The following is a 15,937-nucleotide window of genomic DNA, read 5'->3' on the forward strand; positions in this document are numbered from 1 at the left end:
TCTGGGGGGTCGGGGGTGTGTTCCCGCGGCGGCGCCCGCCGGGCCGGGCCCCCGCCCCTTCCGCTGGGGGGGGGGGGGGGTGCGCACGGGGGGGGGGGCCCCCCGTGGGGCCCCCCCCCCGCCGTTTCCGCTCAGGCGCGCGCGGTCTCGTCCTCGGGAGCGAAATTGACCAGCGCGGTCCGCCGGGCGCGGCAGACGACGGTGCCGTCCTGGTTGAGGCCCCGGTGCTCCAGCGTCACGATGCCCTGGCGGGGGCGTGAGGCGGAGGCCCGCTTGTCGATGATCTCGCTCTCGCAGTAGAGGGTGTCACCGATGAACACCGGCGCGGGGAAGGAGATCTCGCCGAAGCCGAGGTTGGCCACCGTCGTCTTCTGGGTGAGGTCGCCGACGCCGATCCCGCACACGATGCCCAGCGTGAGCAGGCTGTTCACCAGTCGCTGGCCGAACTCGCTCTCGGCCGAGCGGACCGCGTCCAGGTGCAGGGACTGGGCGTTCAGGGTGATGCTGCAGAACAGCACGTTGTCGGCCTCGGTGATGGTGCGGCCGGGCTCGTGCTTGAAGACGTCACCGACGTGCATCTCCTCGAAGTAGAGCCCGCGCCGGGTGTGTACGGTCACCGTTGATCCCTCATTTCGCTGTGGTCACTGCTCCGGACGCGGACATCAGTCCGGCCCGGTGGTCGGGGTGGGCGACGGAGGCGAGTGACTCCGCGCGCTCGGCCCGGGTCCTGCCGCGCAGCCAGGCGACGCCGTATTCGGTCACGACCACGTCGGGCGTGTGCCGGGGGACGGTCACCACCGCGTCGGACGCCAGCGCGGGGACGATCCGGCTGTGCCGGCCGTCGGCGGTCCTGGAGCCGATCGCGATGACGGACAGGCCGCCGGGCGACCCGTAGGCGCCCTCGACGAAGTCGATGCTGCCGCCGATCCCCGAGACCTGGACTCCGCGTACGGTCTCGGAGTTGACCTGGCCGAACAGGTCGACCTCGACGGCAGAGTTGACCGACACCACGCCGGGCAGGCCGCCCAGGTACCGGGGTGTGTGGCCGGTGCGGCTGTCGAAGACGCCGATCGCGGGGTTGCGGTCGGCGAAGTCCATCAGGATCCGGGTGCCCATGAGCTCCACCGCCGAGATCGCGGGGGAGGGCATCACGCTCAGCGGGCTGAGCACGCCGCGCTCGAAGAGCGCCACCATGGCGTCGGTCGCCATCCCGATGACCTGGGCGCCGCGCAGGTCACTGTGCGCCAGGCCGTGGATGAGGGACTCCGGGATCGAGCCGAGGCCGAACTGCAGCACGGGCCGCTCCGGCAGCAGGTCCAGGACGTGCGCCGCGATGCGGTCGCTGACCTCGTCGCGGGCCGCCTCGTGGAACTCGCACATCGGGGTGTCGGCCTCGACCAGCGCGGTGATCTCCGAGACGTGCAGGGTGGTGTCGCCGTACGTGCGGGGGACCAGCGGGTCGACCTCCGCGAGCACGACCCGCGCCCGCGTGACGGCGGCCCTGACATAGCTGGCGGACGGGCCCAGGCTGCAATATCCGTTCCGGTCCGGCGGCGACACCCGCACCAGCGCGGCGTCGGTGTTCCAGTGGTCGAGCAGGCCGGGGACGGCGGAGGCGCGGGTCGGCACGTACTCGCCGAACCCGGCGGCGACCGAGCGCCTGGCCGGGCCGTAGGGATGCCAGGTGAGGTAGCGCAGGTGGCCCTGCCGTACGGCGTCGAGGAACGGGTAGCCGCCCAGTTGGAGTCCTGAGTAGAGGGTGGGGGCGTGCAGCAGGTCCGCGGTCTCGCCCAGGGCGCGGAGCAGGGTCTCCGGCGTGCCGCAGCCTGGGGCGCCCACGATGTGGGCGTTCTCCGGGAGCAGGCGGACGGCCTTTTCTGGTGGGAGCGTGCTGGGAGGTGGCATGGAAGCGCAGCCAATCGTCGTGCGGGGAGGCCGGCACAGAACGCGCGCCGAACCCGCGAGGGCACTCGCGCAACGCTTAACCGTAATGCCGCCGAGACTGTGAAGCAAGTGCTTGATTAACGTTGACATGGCAGGCAGGAGGCCGATAGCGTCAAGTAAAGCGAGCGCTTGATTTACGTTTCTCCTGGAGGAAGCGGTCGTGACACTCGTCATCCAACAACTCGTGAACGGCCTCGCCCTCGGAGCTGTCTATGCGCTGTTCGGCGTGGGGTTCGCACTGATCCTCACAAAGATGGGCGTGCTGAACGTCGCCCACGGCACCTTCGCCACCTGGGGTGCCCTGGTGGCCTACCTCGCCGTGGTGGACCTGGGTCTGCCCTTCCCCCTGGCCCTGCTGGCGGGGGTGATGGCCGCCGGGCTCATCGGAGTTCTGGCGGACGTCGTGGCCTTTGAACCGCTGCGTCGTCGCAATGCGGGCCATTTCGCGCCGATCATCGCCAGCATCGGTGTGTGGATCATATTGCTCACCGCCGCGCAGGCGGTGAGCAAGGACTCCGCGACCAGCTTCCCCGACCGCGCGGTCCAGGCGAGCCCGATCCGGCTGGGGGACCTGGTGATCCTCCCGGCGCAGTTGCTCAACATCGTCGCCGCGCTGCTCGTGGCCATCGGGCTGCACCAGGTGCTCACCCGCACCCGGTTCGGCGCCGCGGTCCGCGCGGTCTCCGTCGACCCGAGGTCGGCCACCATCGTGGGGGTCAACTCGGCCCGCACGCTCCGGCTCGTCGCCTTCACCGCGGCCGCCATCGCCGGGCTCGCGGGTGTCCTGGCCGGTCTGTCCTCGAACAACGTCTCGTTCGACCTGGGCGAGGCGCTGCTGCTCAAGGGCTTCGCCGCGGTGGTCGTCGGGGGCTACGGGGACATCCGGGGGGCCACCCTGGCCGGTTTCATGATCGGCATCCTTGAGGTGGTCAGCGCCCAGTACATCTCCTCGGGCTTCCGCGACGCGATCACATTCGGCGTGCTGCTCGTCATCCTCGTGGTTCGCCCACAGGGGATGTTCGGCGAACGCCGGCTGAGCCGCGCCTAGTCCACGCTTCATGGCTGAAGAGGTCGAGAGCACATGAACATCGCTGCCTGGAGCACGACTCTGCAGTTCGCGGGAGTCAGCGCGCTCTTCGCGCTCAGCATCTACGCCTCCCTGTGGACCGGCGTACTCAGCCTGGCGCCGGTCTTCTTCGGCGCGGTCAGCTCGTTCACCTTCGGATGGGCGGTGCTGACCTTGGGGCTGCCCCCGGTGACGGGGATCGCCATCGGCGCCGTGGGCGGAGGGCTGCTGGGGATCCTCACCGCGTTCCTGGTCCTGCGGCTGGACAGCCACTACCTGGCGATGGCCACGATCGCGCTGGTCCTCATCGGCCGCGTCCTGGTGATCAACCTGGAGGGCTTCACCGGGGGCGCGGCCGGCATGCTGGTCCCCGGCGACCTGGGCACCTGGTTCTGGTGCCTCGGTTGCCTGGCGCTCGCCACCTTCGTGCTGGCCCGGCTGCGCGGCTCGCGCTTCGGGCTGGCGGCGTCCGCGGTACGGGAGGACCCGGCCGTGGCGCAGTCCCTGGGGATCGCTCCGCGTACCGTGCAACTGGTGGGCTTCGTGCTGTCCGGGGTGTTCGGCGGTGTCGCGGGCGTGCTCCAGTCGAGCTTCCTGCAGTACATCGGGCCGGACACGTTCTACACGCACATGGGCTTCGTCACCCTGGCCGCGGTGGTCCTCGGCGGGGCCTATCACTGGTTCGGCCCGGTCATCGGCGCCGTGGTCTTCACCGCTCTGCCCGAGCTGCTGCGCGGCCCGCTCGGCGAGTTCGACGACATCGTCACCGGCCTGCTGCTCATCCTCATCATCGTCTACCTGCCCCGCGGGCTGGTCGACCTACGGAGGTTCCGCATGCTGCGGAGGAGGCCGGGCGCCACATCCGAGACCGCGCACGAGAAGGCAATCGGCAAGGAGGCGGTGGTCCCCGAATGAGCACCATGCCGGTCCAGGACAGCCCCGGTGACGTCCTCGCGGTCGAGATCGAGGGCCTCGTCAAGACGTTCGGCGGCCTGCGCGCGGTGTCCGACGTGAACATGCGGGTTCCGCAGCGGAGCATCTACGGTCTGCTCGGCCCGAACGGGGCAGGCAAGACGACCGTCCTGAACATGATCAGCGGTTTCCTGTCGCCCGACAGCGGCGCGATCCGGGTGCACGGCAAGGAGACGCACGGCCTGGTCCCCTACCGGATCGCCCGCGAGGGTGTGGCGCGCACCTACCAGAACATCCGGCTCTTCCCCGGCATGACCGTCCTGGAGACGGTCGCCACCGGCGCGTACACCCGGCGGCGCTCCACCATCCTGGGCGCGATCACGCTGAGCCGCGCCGAGCGCAGGGAGCGGGCCGAGGTCAAGGAGAAGGCGCTCGGCCTGCTTGAGCAGGTGGGTGTCGAGGCATCCCCCGACGCGCTGGCCGAGACCCTCTCGTACGGCGAGCAGCGGCGGGTGGAGATCGCCAGGGCGCTCGCCACCGAGCCGAGGGTGCTCCTGCTCGACGAGCCGACCGCCGGCATGAACGACGCGGAGTCGCAGCAGATCGGCGAGCTGCTGCTGCGGCTCAGGGGCGAGGGCCTGACCCTGGTCCTGATCGAACACAACATGCGGCTCGTCGAGGAGTTCTGCGACGAGGTGACCGTCATGAACTCCGGCGCCGTGCTCGCCGTGGGCACCCTCGCGTGGTGCCTGGAACAACCCGATGTCAGGGAGGCCTACTTTGGCAAGCGATCCGATGCTCGGCGTATCGAGACTCTGCGCCGCGCACGGCGTGGTTGAGGCCGTCCGGAACGTCGACATCCAGGTACCGAAGGGCGCGCTCGTCGCGCTGGTCGGGGCCAACGGGGCCGGCAAGACGACGACCTTGAACTCCATCGCCGGGCTGCACCGGCCGGCGTCGGGCACGGTCCTGGTCGGTGGCAAGGACGTCACCGGCTGGCCCTGCCACCGGCTCGTCCGGGCGGGCGTCGCCCTGGTGGCCGAGGGGCGCAGGATCGCACCCTCGCTCACCGTGCTGGAGAACCTGGAGCTCGCGACGTACGCCAAGCGTAGAGACAAGGCCGACTTCCAGCAGCAGATCGATCGGGTCTACGACCTGTTCCCCGTCCTCGCCGCCCGGCGGACCCAGTACGCCGGGCTGATGAGCGGCGGGGAGCAGCAGATGCTGGCGGTGGGCAGGGCCCTGATGACCCGGCCCGATGTGCTGCTCCTGGATGAGCCGTCGATGGGGCTCGCCCCTTCGATCGTCGACGTCCTGTTCACCACCATCTCCACGCTGCACGAGACGGGCTCGACCATCCTGTTGGTCGAGCAGAACGCGGAGTTGGCGCTCGCCGTCAGCGACTACCTCTACGTCATGCACCGCGGCGCGATCGTCGCCGAGGGGGACCCGGACTCGCTCAGGTCGCGCCCCGAGGTCATGACCGCCCTGTTCGGTTAGGACATGACCCGGCCGGATCAGCGCCCCAATTCCACCTGGAGCCAAGGAGCCAACTCAGTGAGCGAAATCAGATTGGACGGGCAGGTCGCCGTCGTCACCGGCGCGGGCCGCGGGCTCGGCCGCGCGCACGCGCTCCTCCTCGCGGAGCGCGGAGCGGCCGTCGTGGTGAACGACGTCGGCGCGGCACTGGACGGCGCCGGCGCGGAGCTGACCCCCGCCGAGCAGGTGATCAAGGAGATCACCGAGGCGGGCGGGCGCGCGGTGGCCGACGCCACCGACATCAGCACCCCCGAGGGCGCCGCGCAGGTGGTCGCCCGCGCGGTCGAGACCTTCGGCCGGCTGGACATCCTGGTCAACAACGCCGGGATCCTGCGCGACAGGACGATGGCCAAGCTGAGTCCGGCCGAGGTGGACCCGGTGCTCGCGGTCCACCTGGGCGGGACCGTGTGGATGACGAAGGCCGCCTGGCCGCTCTTCACCGAGCAGCGGTACGGGCGGATCATCAACACCACCTCCGCCGCCGGACTGTTCGGCAACTTCGGTCAGACGGCCTACGCGGCGGCCAAGGCGGGCATCATCGGCGTCACCAAGACGCTGGCCCTGGAGGGCGCCCGCCACGGCATCCAGGTCAACGCCATCGAGCCGGGCGCGCGCACCCGGATGACCGAGGACCTGCTCGGCGATCTGGCCGACAGCCTCGACCCCGCGCTGGTCTCGCCCCTGGTGGTCTGGCTCGCCGACCGGGAGTGCACGGTGAGCGGTGAGGTGTACAACGTCGGCGGCGGGCGCGTGGCGCGGGTGGTCGTCGCCCAGGCGCCGGGCTACTTCTCCCGCTCGGTGTCGCCCGAGGAGATCCGCGACAACTGGGACCAGGTCAACGATCTGACGGATCTGTCCGTCATCGAGGACTTCAAACAGGAGCTCGACCTGCTGGTACGGCGGCTTTCCTGACCCACCCGATCCCGCCGGAGCAGGCGGCCGCGTCCAAATAGTAAAGCAAGCGTTTGATTTATAAAGCAAGCGTTTGATAAGCTCCGGGCGGGCTGAACTCTCCGGCCAACTCACTGCAGAAGGACAAGCGTGAAGTTCACTTACTTTCACCTGATGCCCTTTGACGGGCTTCCTGAGGACTTCGCTCAGAAACACCGGAGCGTCTGGGTGGACATCGACCCGCGCCTCATGGATGTGCAGCGGATCCACCATCTCTACAACGACTACCTGGACGAGCTTGAGCACGCGGCGCGAATGGGCTTCGACGCGATCGGCGTCAACGAGCACCACAGCAACGCCTACGGCCTGATGTCGAGCCCGAACATGATGGCCGCCTCGCTGGCCCGCCGCACCGCCGACACCGACGCGAAGATCCTGGTCATGGGTGACGCGGTGCCGCTGTACAACCCGCCCATCCGGATCGCCGAAGAGCTCGCCATGCTCGACGTGATCAGCGGTGGCCGGCTCATCACCGGGTTCCCGCTCGGCAGCAGTCAGGACACCAACTACGCCTACGGCATCAAGCCCGCCACCGTGCGCGAGCGGTACTACGAGGGCTTCGAGCTGATCCTCAAGGCATGGCAGTCCCAGGAGGTGTTCAGCCACAACGGCCGGTTCACCAAGCTGCGCTACGTCAACCCCTGGCCCAAGCCGCTCCAGCAGCCGCACCCGCCCATCTGGGTGCCCGGCAGCGGCTCCCTGGAGACCATGGACTTCGCCATCAGGCGCGAGTTCCCGTTCTTCTTCCTCTCCTACTTCGGCACCGAGTTCTCCAGCTCGATGCTGCGCCGTTTCTGGGACCGCGCCGAGGCCGCCGGCGTCGACGACAACCCGTACCGGGTGGGCATGTTCCAGCCGATCCTGGTCGCCGACACCGACGAGGAGGCCAAGCGCCTCTACGCCGACCACGTGAAGTACTTCTACCGCCGGTGCACCCACACCTACCCGGGCTTCGCCGAGGCTCCCGGCTACAAGAGCGTCGAGTCCCTCGCCGCGGTGCTCCCGCCCCCGGGTGCGAAGTCGACCGCCAGGCCGGACAGCTTCCGGGCGGCGAAGGAGTACGAGTGGGAGGACTTCGTCGACCTCGGCATCATCATCGCGGGCAGCCCCAGCACGGTCAGGGAAAAGCTGGAGCACTTGTCGACCACGATGCGCATCGGCAACTGGATCGCCCTGATGCACATCGGCGACATGCCGCGTGACAAGGCGATGAACAACATCGAGCTGTTCGCCACCAAGGTGGCGCCCGGCCTGTCCGGGGTCTTTTCCGATTACGAGCACAGATGGTGGCCCAAGCCGATCCCCGGCTTCGAGCCGGCGCAGGTGGCTCCCGTGAAGGCGGTGGCGAAGTGAGCATCCGGCACGACTTCGAGGGCCCGCACCAGGGCGACCTCACGATCGTCGACGAGTACGGCACGGCCGACGGCCCCGTTCTGGTCTACCTGCACAGCGAGTGGGGGGCGTTCGAGGAGCCCCCGCTCTCCGGCGAGCTGCTGGAGACCGGCCGGGTCCTCGTCGTCCACCTGCCAGGCTGGGGTGCCTCCACCTCGGTCCGCCCCGCCTCCAGCCTCGCCGACATGGCCCTGGCCGTCTGGTGGGCGCTGGACCGGCTGGAGACCGGCACCGTCCGCCTGGTCGGGCACGGCATCGGGGCCACGCTGGCCGCCGAGATGGCCGCGGCCCAGCCCGGCCGCGTCGAGTCCCTCGCGCTGATGGCGCCGTGGGGCATGTTCGACGAGGCCGACCCCGGAGCCGACATGTTCGCGCTGCTGCCCCGGGACCTCGCCCCGCTGGTCTACACCGACCCGAACGGCCCGGTCGCCGCCGCGCACCTGCCGAAGCCCGCCGACGCCCACGAGGCCGGGCTGGCCGTCATCCGCCGGGTCCAGGTGCTGGGCGCCGCGAGCAACTACCTGTTCCCCATCCCGGACACCGGGATCGCCGAACGGCTCTACCGGCTCGCCGACATACCGGTGCTGCTGCTCTGGGGCGCGCAGGACGGCGTGGTGCCGCCCTCCCTCGCCGGCCAGTGGACCGAGCACCTGCCGCACGCGCGCAGCGTGGTCATCCAGGACGCCGCGCACATGCTCCCCTACGAGTCCGCCGACGCGCGCAAGCTCATCCTGGAGTTCACCGGCGCCGCGAACCCGTCGGCCAGGTCGGCATGAGGCGTGAGTACGCCGACCCCGACCACGAGCTGATCGCCTCCGCGATCCGCGACCGGTGCGCCGAGTTCACCGATGAGTACTGGGCCTCCTGCGACCAGGAACACCGGTTCCCGTGGGAGTTCTTCAACGCCATGGCGGAGGGCGGCTGGCTCGGGATCGCGCTGCCGGAGGAGTACGGCGGCGCGGGCCGGGGTGTCACCGAGGCGGCGATCCTGCTGCGCGAGGTCGCCGCGTCCGGGGCGGCCATGAACGGCTGCACGGCGCTGCACATGAACCTCTTCGGGCTGCAGCCGGTGCTCAAGTTCGGCAACGAGCGGCTCAAGAAGACGTTCCTGCCCCCGTCGGCCGAGGGCAGGCTGCACGTCGCCTTCGCGGTCACCGAGCCGGACGCCGGCACCGACACCTCCCGGATCAAGACGATGGCCGAGCGCGACGGCGACGGCTGGGTGATCTCCGGCCAGAAGATCTGGACGAGCAAGGCGCTGGAGTCCGACGTCGCGCTGATCCTGGCCCGCACCTCCCCCGCGCCCGACGAAGGGCGGCGCCGGTTCGAGGGCCTCAGCCTGTTCCTGATCGACCTGGACCGCGACCACGTCGACATCCGGCCCATTCCCAAGGTGGGCAGGAATGCCGTCGCCAGCTGCGAGACCTTCTACGACCGGCTACCGGTGGAGGGCTGGCGCCTGGTCGGCGAGGAGGGCAAGGGTTTCAAACACATCCTGTCCGGCATGAACCCCGAGCGGATCCTGATCGCCGCCGAGGCCATCGGGATCGGCTACGCGGCACTGCGCCGCGCCACCGAATACGCCAAGGTGCGCGAGGTCTTCGACCGGCCGATCGGCAGCAACCAGGCCATCAGCCACCCGCTCGCCGACGCCTACGCGCGCCTTGAGGCCGCCTGGCAGATGACCATGGTGGCGGCGGGCCGCTATGACGCGGACCTTTCCTGCGGCGCCGAGGCGAACATCGCCAAATACCTGGCCGCGCAGGCCGGGTACGACGCCGCCGACCGGGCCGTACAGACCCACGGCGGGCTGGGGTACGCGCACGAGTTCCACGTCGAGCGCTACTGGCGCGAGGCACGGATCATGCGGCTGGCTCCGGTCAGCCAGGAGATGTCCCTCAACTTCATCGCGCAGCAGGTCCTCGGTCTGCCGCGCAGCTACTGAGCCGTGATGGCTGGAACAGGGGGGAAGGTGTCGATCCAGGGCCGGCTGGCCGGCCGGGTCGCGTACGTGCTCGGCGGCGGCAGCCACGGGCCGGCGCGTCCCGGGGAGTCGTTCCCGATGGGCAACGGCAGGGCGATCGCCCTGCGCCTGGCCGCCGAGGGTGCCACCGTCGTGGTCGGTGACATCGACCTCGGCCGGGCCCAGGCGACCGTGGACGCGCTGGCCGTCCCTGGCCTCGCGGTCGAGGTGGACGCCGCCGACGCGGAGTCCTGCACGGCGGCCGTGGCGGCGGCGCTCGGCACCTATCACCGGCTCGACGTCGTCGTGTGCAACGTCGGCGTCTCGGGCCGGGAGCCGATCAAGGCACAGAGCGTTCCGGAGTGGGAACGCTCCGAGACGGTCAACGTCCGGTCGCACTGGCTCACCGCCCAGGCGGCGCTGCAGCCGATGCTCGATCGATCGCAGGGCTCGTTCGTCTTCGTCGGCTCCACCGCCGGCCTGCTGAGCAGCCGCCGCTCCCTGTCCTACGAGGCCACCAAGGCGGCACAGCTCGCCGTCATGCGGCACATCGCCGTCCGGTACGCCGCGCGCGGCATCCGCTCCAACGCGGTCGTGCTCGGCAACATCGACTCGGCGCTGGTCCGGCGCGAGTTCGGCGAGGACCCCACATCCGCACGCGCCGCCGTGGTCCCCATGGGCCGTGAGGGCCGTCCCGAGGAGGCCGCCGCCGCCGTCGCCTTCCTCGCCTCCGACGACGCCGGCTATGTCACCGGCCAGAGCCTGATCGTCGACGGCGGCGTCAGCGCGGCCTGGCCCACCCCACCGTCCGCCCTACAGAGGGGATAGACGACTCTCATGCAGAGCGACGTAGTAATCCGCGGGGTCGGCATGACCCCGTTCGGCAAGTTCCTCGGCTCCTCGATGAAGGACCTGGGCAGGGCGGCGGTCAACGCCGCACTGGACGACGCAGGCGTCCGGGTCGGCGACATCCAGGCCGTGTTCTTCGCCAACGCGCTCGCCGGCCTCATCACCGGTCAGGAGTGCATCAGAGGCGAGACCGTCACCTACCCCCTGGGGTTCGGCACGATCCCGGTGCACAACGTGGAGAACGCGTGCGCCTCCGGGGGCAACGCCCTGCACCTCGCCTGGATGGCGGTCGCCTCGGGGATGTACGACACCGTGCTCGCGCTGGGCGTGGAGAAGGCCAACCACGAGGACCGCGTCCGCACCTTCAGCGCGTTCGGCTCGGGTATGGACGTCGAGGACGGCTTCGCGGTGGGCGACGACGCCGGGCAGGATCGCAGTCCGTTCGTCGACCGCCAGGCGCGCCTCGCGCGGACACTCTTCGAAGACCGCGGCGTGACCATGGAGGGCCTCGCCAGGGTGGCTTCGCGGTCGCTGGAGAACGCCCGGCTCAACCCGATGGCCCACCGCAGGTTCGGTGGATCACCCCAGGACGTGCTGCAGGCCCGTGTCGTGGTCGACCCGATCACCGTGCTGATGAGCTCCCCGATCAGCGACGGCGCCGCGGCCGTCGTGGTCACCCGGCGCCCGGACCCCGAGCGCTCGGGCCGCGACGTCAGGATCCTCGCCTCCCGGATCGCCACCCGCCCGCCCAAGGGTCTGGCGGGCGCCCCCGGCGCGGCGAAGGCCGCGGGCCTGGCGGCGTACGAGCAGGCGGGGCTCGGTCCCGGTGACATCGACTTCGTCGAGGTGCACGACGCGTCCGTCGCGTACGAACTGCTCACCTGGAGCGAGCTGGGGCTCTGCGAGCCCGGCCAGGAGCAGGAATGGGCGATGAAGGGCGGTACCGAGCGCTCCGGGGCCATGCCGGTGAACGCCTCCGGCGGCCTCGTCGGCCGGGGACACGCCCTGGGCGCCAGCGGGCTCGCCCAGGTCTTCGAGCTCACCCAGCAGATCCGCGGCGAGGCGGGCGACCGTCAGTTGCCCCGGGCCCGGGTGGGCCTGGCCCAGATCGGCGGCGGTGTCATCGACTGGGAGACCGCCGTCTCCTCCGTGCACATCCTCGCCGGGGCGTGACCCGTTGCCCGGCACCCCCCGTCGACCACTCGTGGTCGACGGCCACATGCACATCCTGGACGCGTCCTGGCTGCCCGAAGGGCTCCGCAGGGCGTGGGCGCGGCAGGCCGCGGGGCGCACCCACCCCGAGCGGGACCCCGCGGACATCTTCTGCCGCGTCGGGAAGGGGCAGAGCGACCCGGACGGCTCGCTGACCATCGCCGCCTTCGACACCGCCGGGGTGGCCGCCGGGGTCATGCCGGTCGTGGACTGGACGATCGTGGGCCGCCCCGCGGGGGAGCACCTGCCCATCCGCGACCTGCACGCCCGCTGCCAGTCTCTGGCCGACGCGGCGCCCGGCAGGCTCTTCTTCTGCGCGGGCATCGACCCGCGACACCCCGACGCCGCGCAGATCCTGGAGCACGCGGCCGGAATGGGGAACTGCCGCGGCGTGAAGCTCTACCCGGCGGCGGGCTGGGCGCTGGCCGACCCGGCCCATTCCTGGCTGTTCGAGCGGCTCGTCGAGATGGGCCTGCCCGCCGTCGTCCACACCTCGCCACTGGGCGGTGATCCGCTGCAGACCGTACGCTCGCGGCCCGCCGAGGTGGCCGCGCTGCTGGCCAGGTACCCCACGCTGACCGTCGTCTTCGCGCACGCAGGCATCGAGGCATGGTGGGCGGAGGCGCTCGACTCGGCCACCGGGTGGCAGCGGGCCTATCTGGAGCTGTCGCTGTGGCAGCGGTGCGCGTTCGCCGACTACGCCGAGTTCCGCAGGCGGGTCGCCAGGATGCGGTCCCAGCTGGGGGCGCACCGGCTTGTCTTCGGTTCCGACATCATCCGCGGCACCAAGGAGGACCCCCGGGGCGAGGAGCTCGTGACCTGGATCGATAGGGTCATCAGCCTCGCGGAGCCGTTCGGGGGAGAGCCGCCGGTGCTGTCCGCGGAGGAGCTGGCTCTGTTTTTGGCCGCTAACGCGGTCCGTGTTTTCGATCTCAGGGAGCTTTCATGAGCGACACGATGGGAGAGGTCTTCGAGAAGGCCGGCAGGCGCTTCGCCGCGCGCGTCGCGGTCGAGTCGCAGGGCACCGGCCGGACCTTCGCCGAGGTTCTGGAGGCGGGCAGACGGCTGGCCAACGCGCTGCGCGACCGGGGGCTGGAACCGGGGACCCACGTGGCCGCGCTCCTGGAGAACCGGATCGAGTCCCTTGAGATCTACGTCGGGCTGGCCCTCGGCGGCTACCCCGTGGTGCACGTCAACGACCGGCTGACCGCCGACGAGATCGACTACGTGCTCACCGACTCCGGGGCGCAGGCCCTCGTGCACACCGACGGGGTCGCCGCCACGGTGCGGCGGACCCGGTCGGCATCGAGGCTCAAGGCGTGGTTCGCCGTCGGCTCCCCCCTCCCCGACGGCGCCGAGTCCTACTCCGAGGCGTTGCGGCGGGCGAGCGACGCGCCGCTGCCGCACACCGCCGCCCCGGAGGACATCGCCATCATCGGCTACACCAGCGGTACCACGGGTTTCCCCAAGGGGGCGCTCGCCTCGCACCGCGCCGTGGTGGGCTGCACCAAGCTGGTGCCCTACGCCTATCGGCTCCCGCTGCACGGGCACTGCGCGTTTCCCGGCGCCTGGTCCTTCGTGTCGGGGATCTGGGGCGTCATCTTCCCGCACTTCTACACGGGTGGCACGGTCTCCTTCATCCCGGGTGCCACCCCCGAGGAGTGGGGCAGGCACATGGTGGAGCGCGGCTCGACCTTCACCCTGGGCCTCACGCCACTGATCCCCGGCCTGCTCGAAGCGCTGCGCCTGTACCCCGAGGTGCTCGACACCCTGCAGACCGTGCTCCACTCCGGCGGACCGCTCCCGCCGGAGCTGGCCGGCGAACTGGTGGACGTGATCGGCGACCGGCTGGTGGAGACGTGGGGCATGACCGAGGTCGTCGGCCCGATCACCATCACCAACCGCCAGGACTGGACCGGCCGAACCCAGGCCAAGGACATCTTCGCCTCGGTGGGCCGTCCGCTGCCGACGGCCACGGTCCGGGTGGTGGACGGCGATCGCAAACCCGTCCCCGTGGGCCAGGTCGGCGAGCTCGCCATCGAGTGCGACACCATGTTCTCCGGGTATCACGGGCGGCCGGAGAAGACCGCGGAGGTGCTCGTGAACGGCGAGTACTTCACCGGCGACCTGGGCTACCAGGACGAGGCCGGCTATTTCTACGTCACCGGGCGTTCCCAGGAGCTGATCATCAGCGGCGGCGCGAACGTGTACCCGGCGGAGGTCGAGCGGGTTCTGCTGTCCATGGACGAGGTCGCGGACTCGGCGGTGTTCGGCCTGCCCGACGACCGGTGGGGCGAGGCCGTCTCGGTCGCCATCGTGGTCCGGAAGGGGCACACCCTCACCGAGTCGCAGGTCGTCGAGTACGTCCGGGAGCGACTCGCCGGATACAAGAAGCCGCAGAAGATCTTCTTCGTGGACGAGCTGCCCCGCAACTCCAGCATGAAGATCATGAAGCATGTGCTGCGCGACTCGTTCTTGAACAGCGAAGGGACCACATCGTGAAGATCGGCATCAGTGAGTGGTACCCGGGAGCCGGCCACCGCGCCGGGCGCTGGTCCATCGAGTCGGCCCAGCTCATCGAGGAGCTCGGCTTCAACTCGGTCTGGCTTCCCGAGCACGTCGTCTTCATGCCGCGCTACGACTCCAGGTACCCGTACGAGGAGTCGGGCGCGACCGAGGTCAACGCCACCCGGGGGGTACACGACCCGCTCGTCCTGGCCGGCGCGATCGCCGCCGCCACCGAGCGCGTCCGCATCGGCACGTACGTGATGGTGATCCCGCAGCGCAACCCGATCGTCACCGCCCGGCAGATCGCCAGCGTCGACCAGCTCTCAGGCGGCCGGTTCAGCGTCGGCGTCGGCGTCGGCTGGTCGGCCGAGGAGTACGCGGTGCTGGACGTGCCGTTCGAGCGCCGCGGCGCGCGCATGGACGAGTACCTGCGCGTGATGAAGGCGACCTGGGCCGAGGACGAGCTGACCGAGTTCCACGGCGAGTTCGTTGACTTCCCGCCGCTCTACGCCTTCCCCAAGCCGGCGCAGCGCCCGCACCCCCCGATCATCGTCGGCGGCAACAGCCCGGCCACGCTGCGCCGCATCGTGGAGCTGGGCGACGGATGGGCCGGCTACAGCCAGAGCTACGACGACATCGCCCGCTTCACCGAGGAACTGGAGAAGCGTCTGACGGCCGCGGGGCGCAGCCGCGCCGAGGTCTCCCTGCGCGTCGGCCGGCGGGCCAAGGGGAAGACGGAGAAGGACTGGGAGGACGACGCCGTCTACATCCGCCGCTGTGCCGAGCTGGGGCTCGACGAGGTCGTGGTCTCCCCGCGCATCGGCGACGAGAACTACGAGCGCGACATGACCCGCTACGCCGAGATCGTCGGCCTCCGCTAGGGCGGGGAGTGCCGGCTTGACGGCTCTGGCACGCCTCCGGCCCCTACCACCTGGGACCGGCTTCGGTGATCACAGGAGGCCGGGGCGGGGCTGCGGGGGTCCGCCGTACGGCGTCGATCAGTCCGGCCTTCTCGTAGTAGCGCAGGGTGTCGGCCGACAGGCCCGTCCTGCGGGCCACCTCCGCGATCGGCAGGGTCTCCACCTGAGCGTCTCCGGCGACAGGCGGTTCCGATGTCGCTTTCATGTGAACGAGGCTAGGACTTGGAGCGCGCTCCATCGCAAGCATGGCTGTGAACTGCGAGAACCTGCCTTTCTGGCGCAGGTGACCTTCGTTCTGGTGTTCTCCTCGCCGGTTCCGAGACGCACCAATCCCGGAATCCGTCGCACCGCTACGGTCCGGTCGAGTACGTCCTGCGCCGCTTCATCAACTGGGCCTAGGCCACCGCGACTCGGCGGCGGTACCGGCCGGGCGCCACGCCGAACTCCCGCTTGAAGGCGTTGCCGAAGGCGAACTCCGACCCGTACCCCACTCGCTCGGCCACCTCCGCCACCGACGCGTCGGATTCGCGCAGCATGCGCGCCCCGCTCATCAGCCGCCACCAGGTCAGGTACGCCAGCGGCGGCTGCCCGACCAGCCCCGTGAAGCGGCGGGCGAAGCCGGCGCGCGACAGGCCCGCGTGGGCGCCGAGCGACTCGACCGTCCAGCGGCGGGCCGGGTCG

17 protein-coding genes are annotated in these 15,937 nt (G+C 70.5%); 13 read left to right on the plus strand and 4 right to left on the minus strand.

The features are described 5' to 3' along the window. Window positions 1–131: 131 nt before the first annotated feature. Both ABZ260_RS29295 and ABZ260_RS29300 read right to left on the minus strand, forming a co-directional pair. The gene (locus tag ABZ260_RS29295) at window positions 132–617 is read right to left on the minus strand and encodes a MaoC family dehydratase (protein ID WP_350951740.1); all 486 of its coding nucleotides are present in this window, start codon (window positions 615–617) and stop codon (window positions 132–134) included. Between the two features lie 10 nt (window positions 618–627). Next, window positions 628–1,905, minus strand: coding sequence for an acetyl-CoA hydrolase/transferase C-terminal domain-containing protein (locus ABZ260_RS29300; protein ID WP_355624259.1), 1,278 nt, complete (start codon window positions 1,903–1,905; stop codon window positions 628–630). 199 nt (window positions 1,906–2,104) lie between these two features. Between ABZ260_RS29300 and ABZ260_RS29305 the strand changes: the two genes are divergently transcribed. The 13 genes from ABZ260_RS29305 to ABZ260_RS29365 all read left to right on the plus strand — a co-directional run bounded on the left by ABZ260_RS29305 (window position 2,105) and on the right by ABZ260_RS29365 (window position 15,217). Then, window positions 2,105–2,992 carry a branched-chain amino acid ABC transporter permease gene (locus ABZ260_RS29305; RefSeq protein WP_355624262.1) on the plus strand — a complete coding sequence of 296 codons (888 nt, stop codon included), beginning with the start codon at window positions 2,105–2,107 and terminating at the stop codon, window positions 2,990–2,992. A 33-nt stretch (window positions 2,993–3,025) separates the two neighbouring features. Continuing rightward, window positions 3,026–3,925: a branched-chain amino acid ABC transporter permease gene (locus ABZ260_RS29310; RefSeq protein WP_355624266.1), complete on the plus strand. Its 900-nt coding sequence runs from the start codon at window positions 3,026–3,028 to the stop codon at window positions 3,923–3,925. Next, a complete protein-coding gene (locus ABZ260_RS29315) occupies window positions 3,922–4,761 on the plus strand; it encodes an ABC transporter ATP-binding protein (protein ID WP_355624269.1) in 840 nt (279 codons plus the stop codon). The genes ABZ260_RS29310 and ABZ260_RS29315 overlap by 4 nt, the downstream gene beginning before the upstream one ends. Continuing rightward, window positions 4,754–5,422, plus strand: a complete 669-nt coding sequence (locus ABZ260_RS29320; protein ID WP_355624272.1) for an ABC transporter ATP-binding protein — start codon at window positions 4,754–4,756, stop codon at window positions 5,420–5,422. Before ABZ260_RS29315 ends, ABZ260_RS29320 begins: the two co-directional genes overlap by 8 nt. 57 nt (window positions 5,423–5,479) lie before the next feature. After that, window positions 5,480–6,373, plus strand: coding sequence for an SDR family NAD(P)-dependent oxidoreductase (locus ABZ260_RS29325; protein ID WP_355624275.1), 894 nt, complete (start codon window positions 5,480–5,482; stop codon window positions 6,371–6,373). A gap of 129 nt (window positions 6,374–6,502) precedes the next feature. Further along, on the plus strand, window positions 6,503–7,765 hold the full coding sequence (locus tag ABZ260_RS29330) for an LLM class flavin-dependent oxidoreductase (RefSeq protein ID WP_350911011.1): 1,263 nt from the start codon (window positions 6,503–6,505) through the stop codon (window positions 7,763–7,765). After that, a complete protein-coding gene (locus ABZ260_RS29335) occupies window positions 7,762–8,580 on the plus strand; it encodes an alpha/beta fold hydrolase (protein WP_355624278.1) in 819 nt (272 codons plus the stop codon). Before ABZ260_RS29330 ends, ABZ260_RS29335 begins: the two co-directional genes overlap by 4 nt. Beyond that, complete coding sequence (locus ABZ260_RS29340; RefSeq protein ID WP_350951753.1) at window positions 8,577–9,749, plus strand: acyl-CoA dehydrogenase family protein; 1,173 nt, start codon at window positions 8,577–8,579, stop codon at window positions 9,747–9,749. The genes ABZ260_RS29335 and ABZ260_RS29340 overlap by 4 nt, the downstream gene beginning before the upstream one ends. Before the next feature lie 27 nt (window positions 9,750–9,776). Further along, window positions 9,777–10,595: an SDR family NAD(P)-dependent oxidoreductase gene (locus ABZ260_RS29345; protein WP_355561766.1), complete on the plus strand. Its 819-nt coding sequence runs from the start codon at window positions 9,777–9,779 to the stop codon at window positions 10,593–10,595. A 9-nt stretch (window positions 10,596–10,604) separates the two neighbouring features. Further along, entirely contained in the window at window positions 10,605–11,789 is a 1,185-nt protein-coding gene (locus ABZ260_RS29350) for a thiolase family protein (protein ID WP_355624281.1), read from the plus strand. 4 nt (window positions 11,790–11,793) lie between these two features. Then, the gene (locus ABZ260_RS29355) at window positions 11,794–12,777 is read left to right on the plus strand and encodes an amidohydrolase family protein (RefSeq protein ID WP_355624284.1); all 984 of its coding nucleotides are present in this window, start codon (window positions 11,794–11,796) and stop codon (window positions 12,775–12,777) included. Next, complete coding sequence (locus tag ABZ260_RS29360) at window positions 12,774–14,330, plus strand: class I adenylate-forming enzyme family protein (RefSeq protein WP_355624287.1); 1,557 nt, start codon at window positions 12,774–12,776, stop codon at window positions 14,328–14,330. The genes ABZ260_RS29355 and ABZ260_RS29360 overlap by 4 nt, the downstream gene beginning before the upstream one ends. Then, window positions 14,327–15,217, plus strand: a complete 891-nt coding sequence (locus ABZ260_RS29365; RefSeq protein WP_355624290.1) for an LLM class F420-dependent oxidoreductase — start codon at window positions 14,327–14,329, stop codon at window positions 15,215–15,217. The genes ABZ260_RS29360 and ABZ260_RS29365 overlap by 4 nt, the downstream gene beginning before the upstream one ends. 43 nt (window positions 15,218–15,260) lie before the next feature. On the opposite strand, the gene ABZ260_RS29370 is transcribed toward ABZ260_RS29365, so the two are convergent. Further along, window positions 15,261–15,461 carry a MerR family DNA-binding transcriptional regulator gene (locus ABZ260_RS29370; protein ID WP_355624293.1) on the minus strand — a complete coding sequence of 67 codons (201 nt, stop codon included), beginning with the start codon at window positions 15,459–15,461 and terminating at the stop codon, window positions 15,261–15,263. A 190-nt stretch (window positions 15,462–15,651) separates the two neighbouring features. After that, a partial coding sequence (locus ABZ260_RS29375) for an AraC family transcriptional regulator (RefSeq protein ID WP_355624296.1) occupies window positions 15,652–15,937 on the minus strand: 286 nt, incomplete at its 5' end.

Origin of the sequence: Streptosporangium sp. NPDC006013 (assembly GCF_040614275.1) — a bacterium.
Taxonomy (GTDB): Bacteria; Actinomycetota; Actinomycetes; order Streptosporangiales; family Streptosporangiaceae; genus Streptosporangium.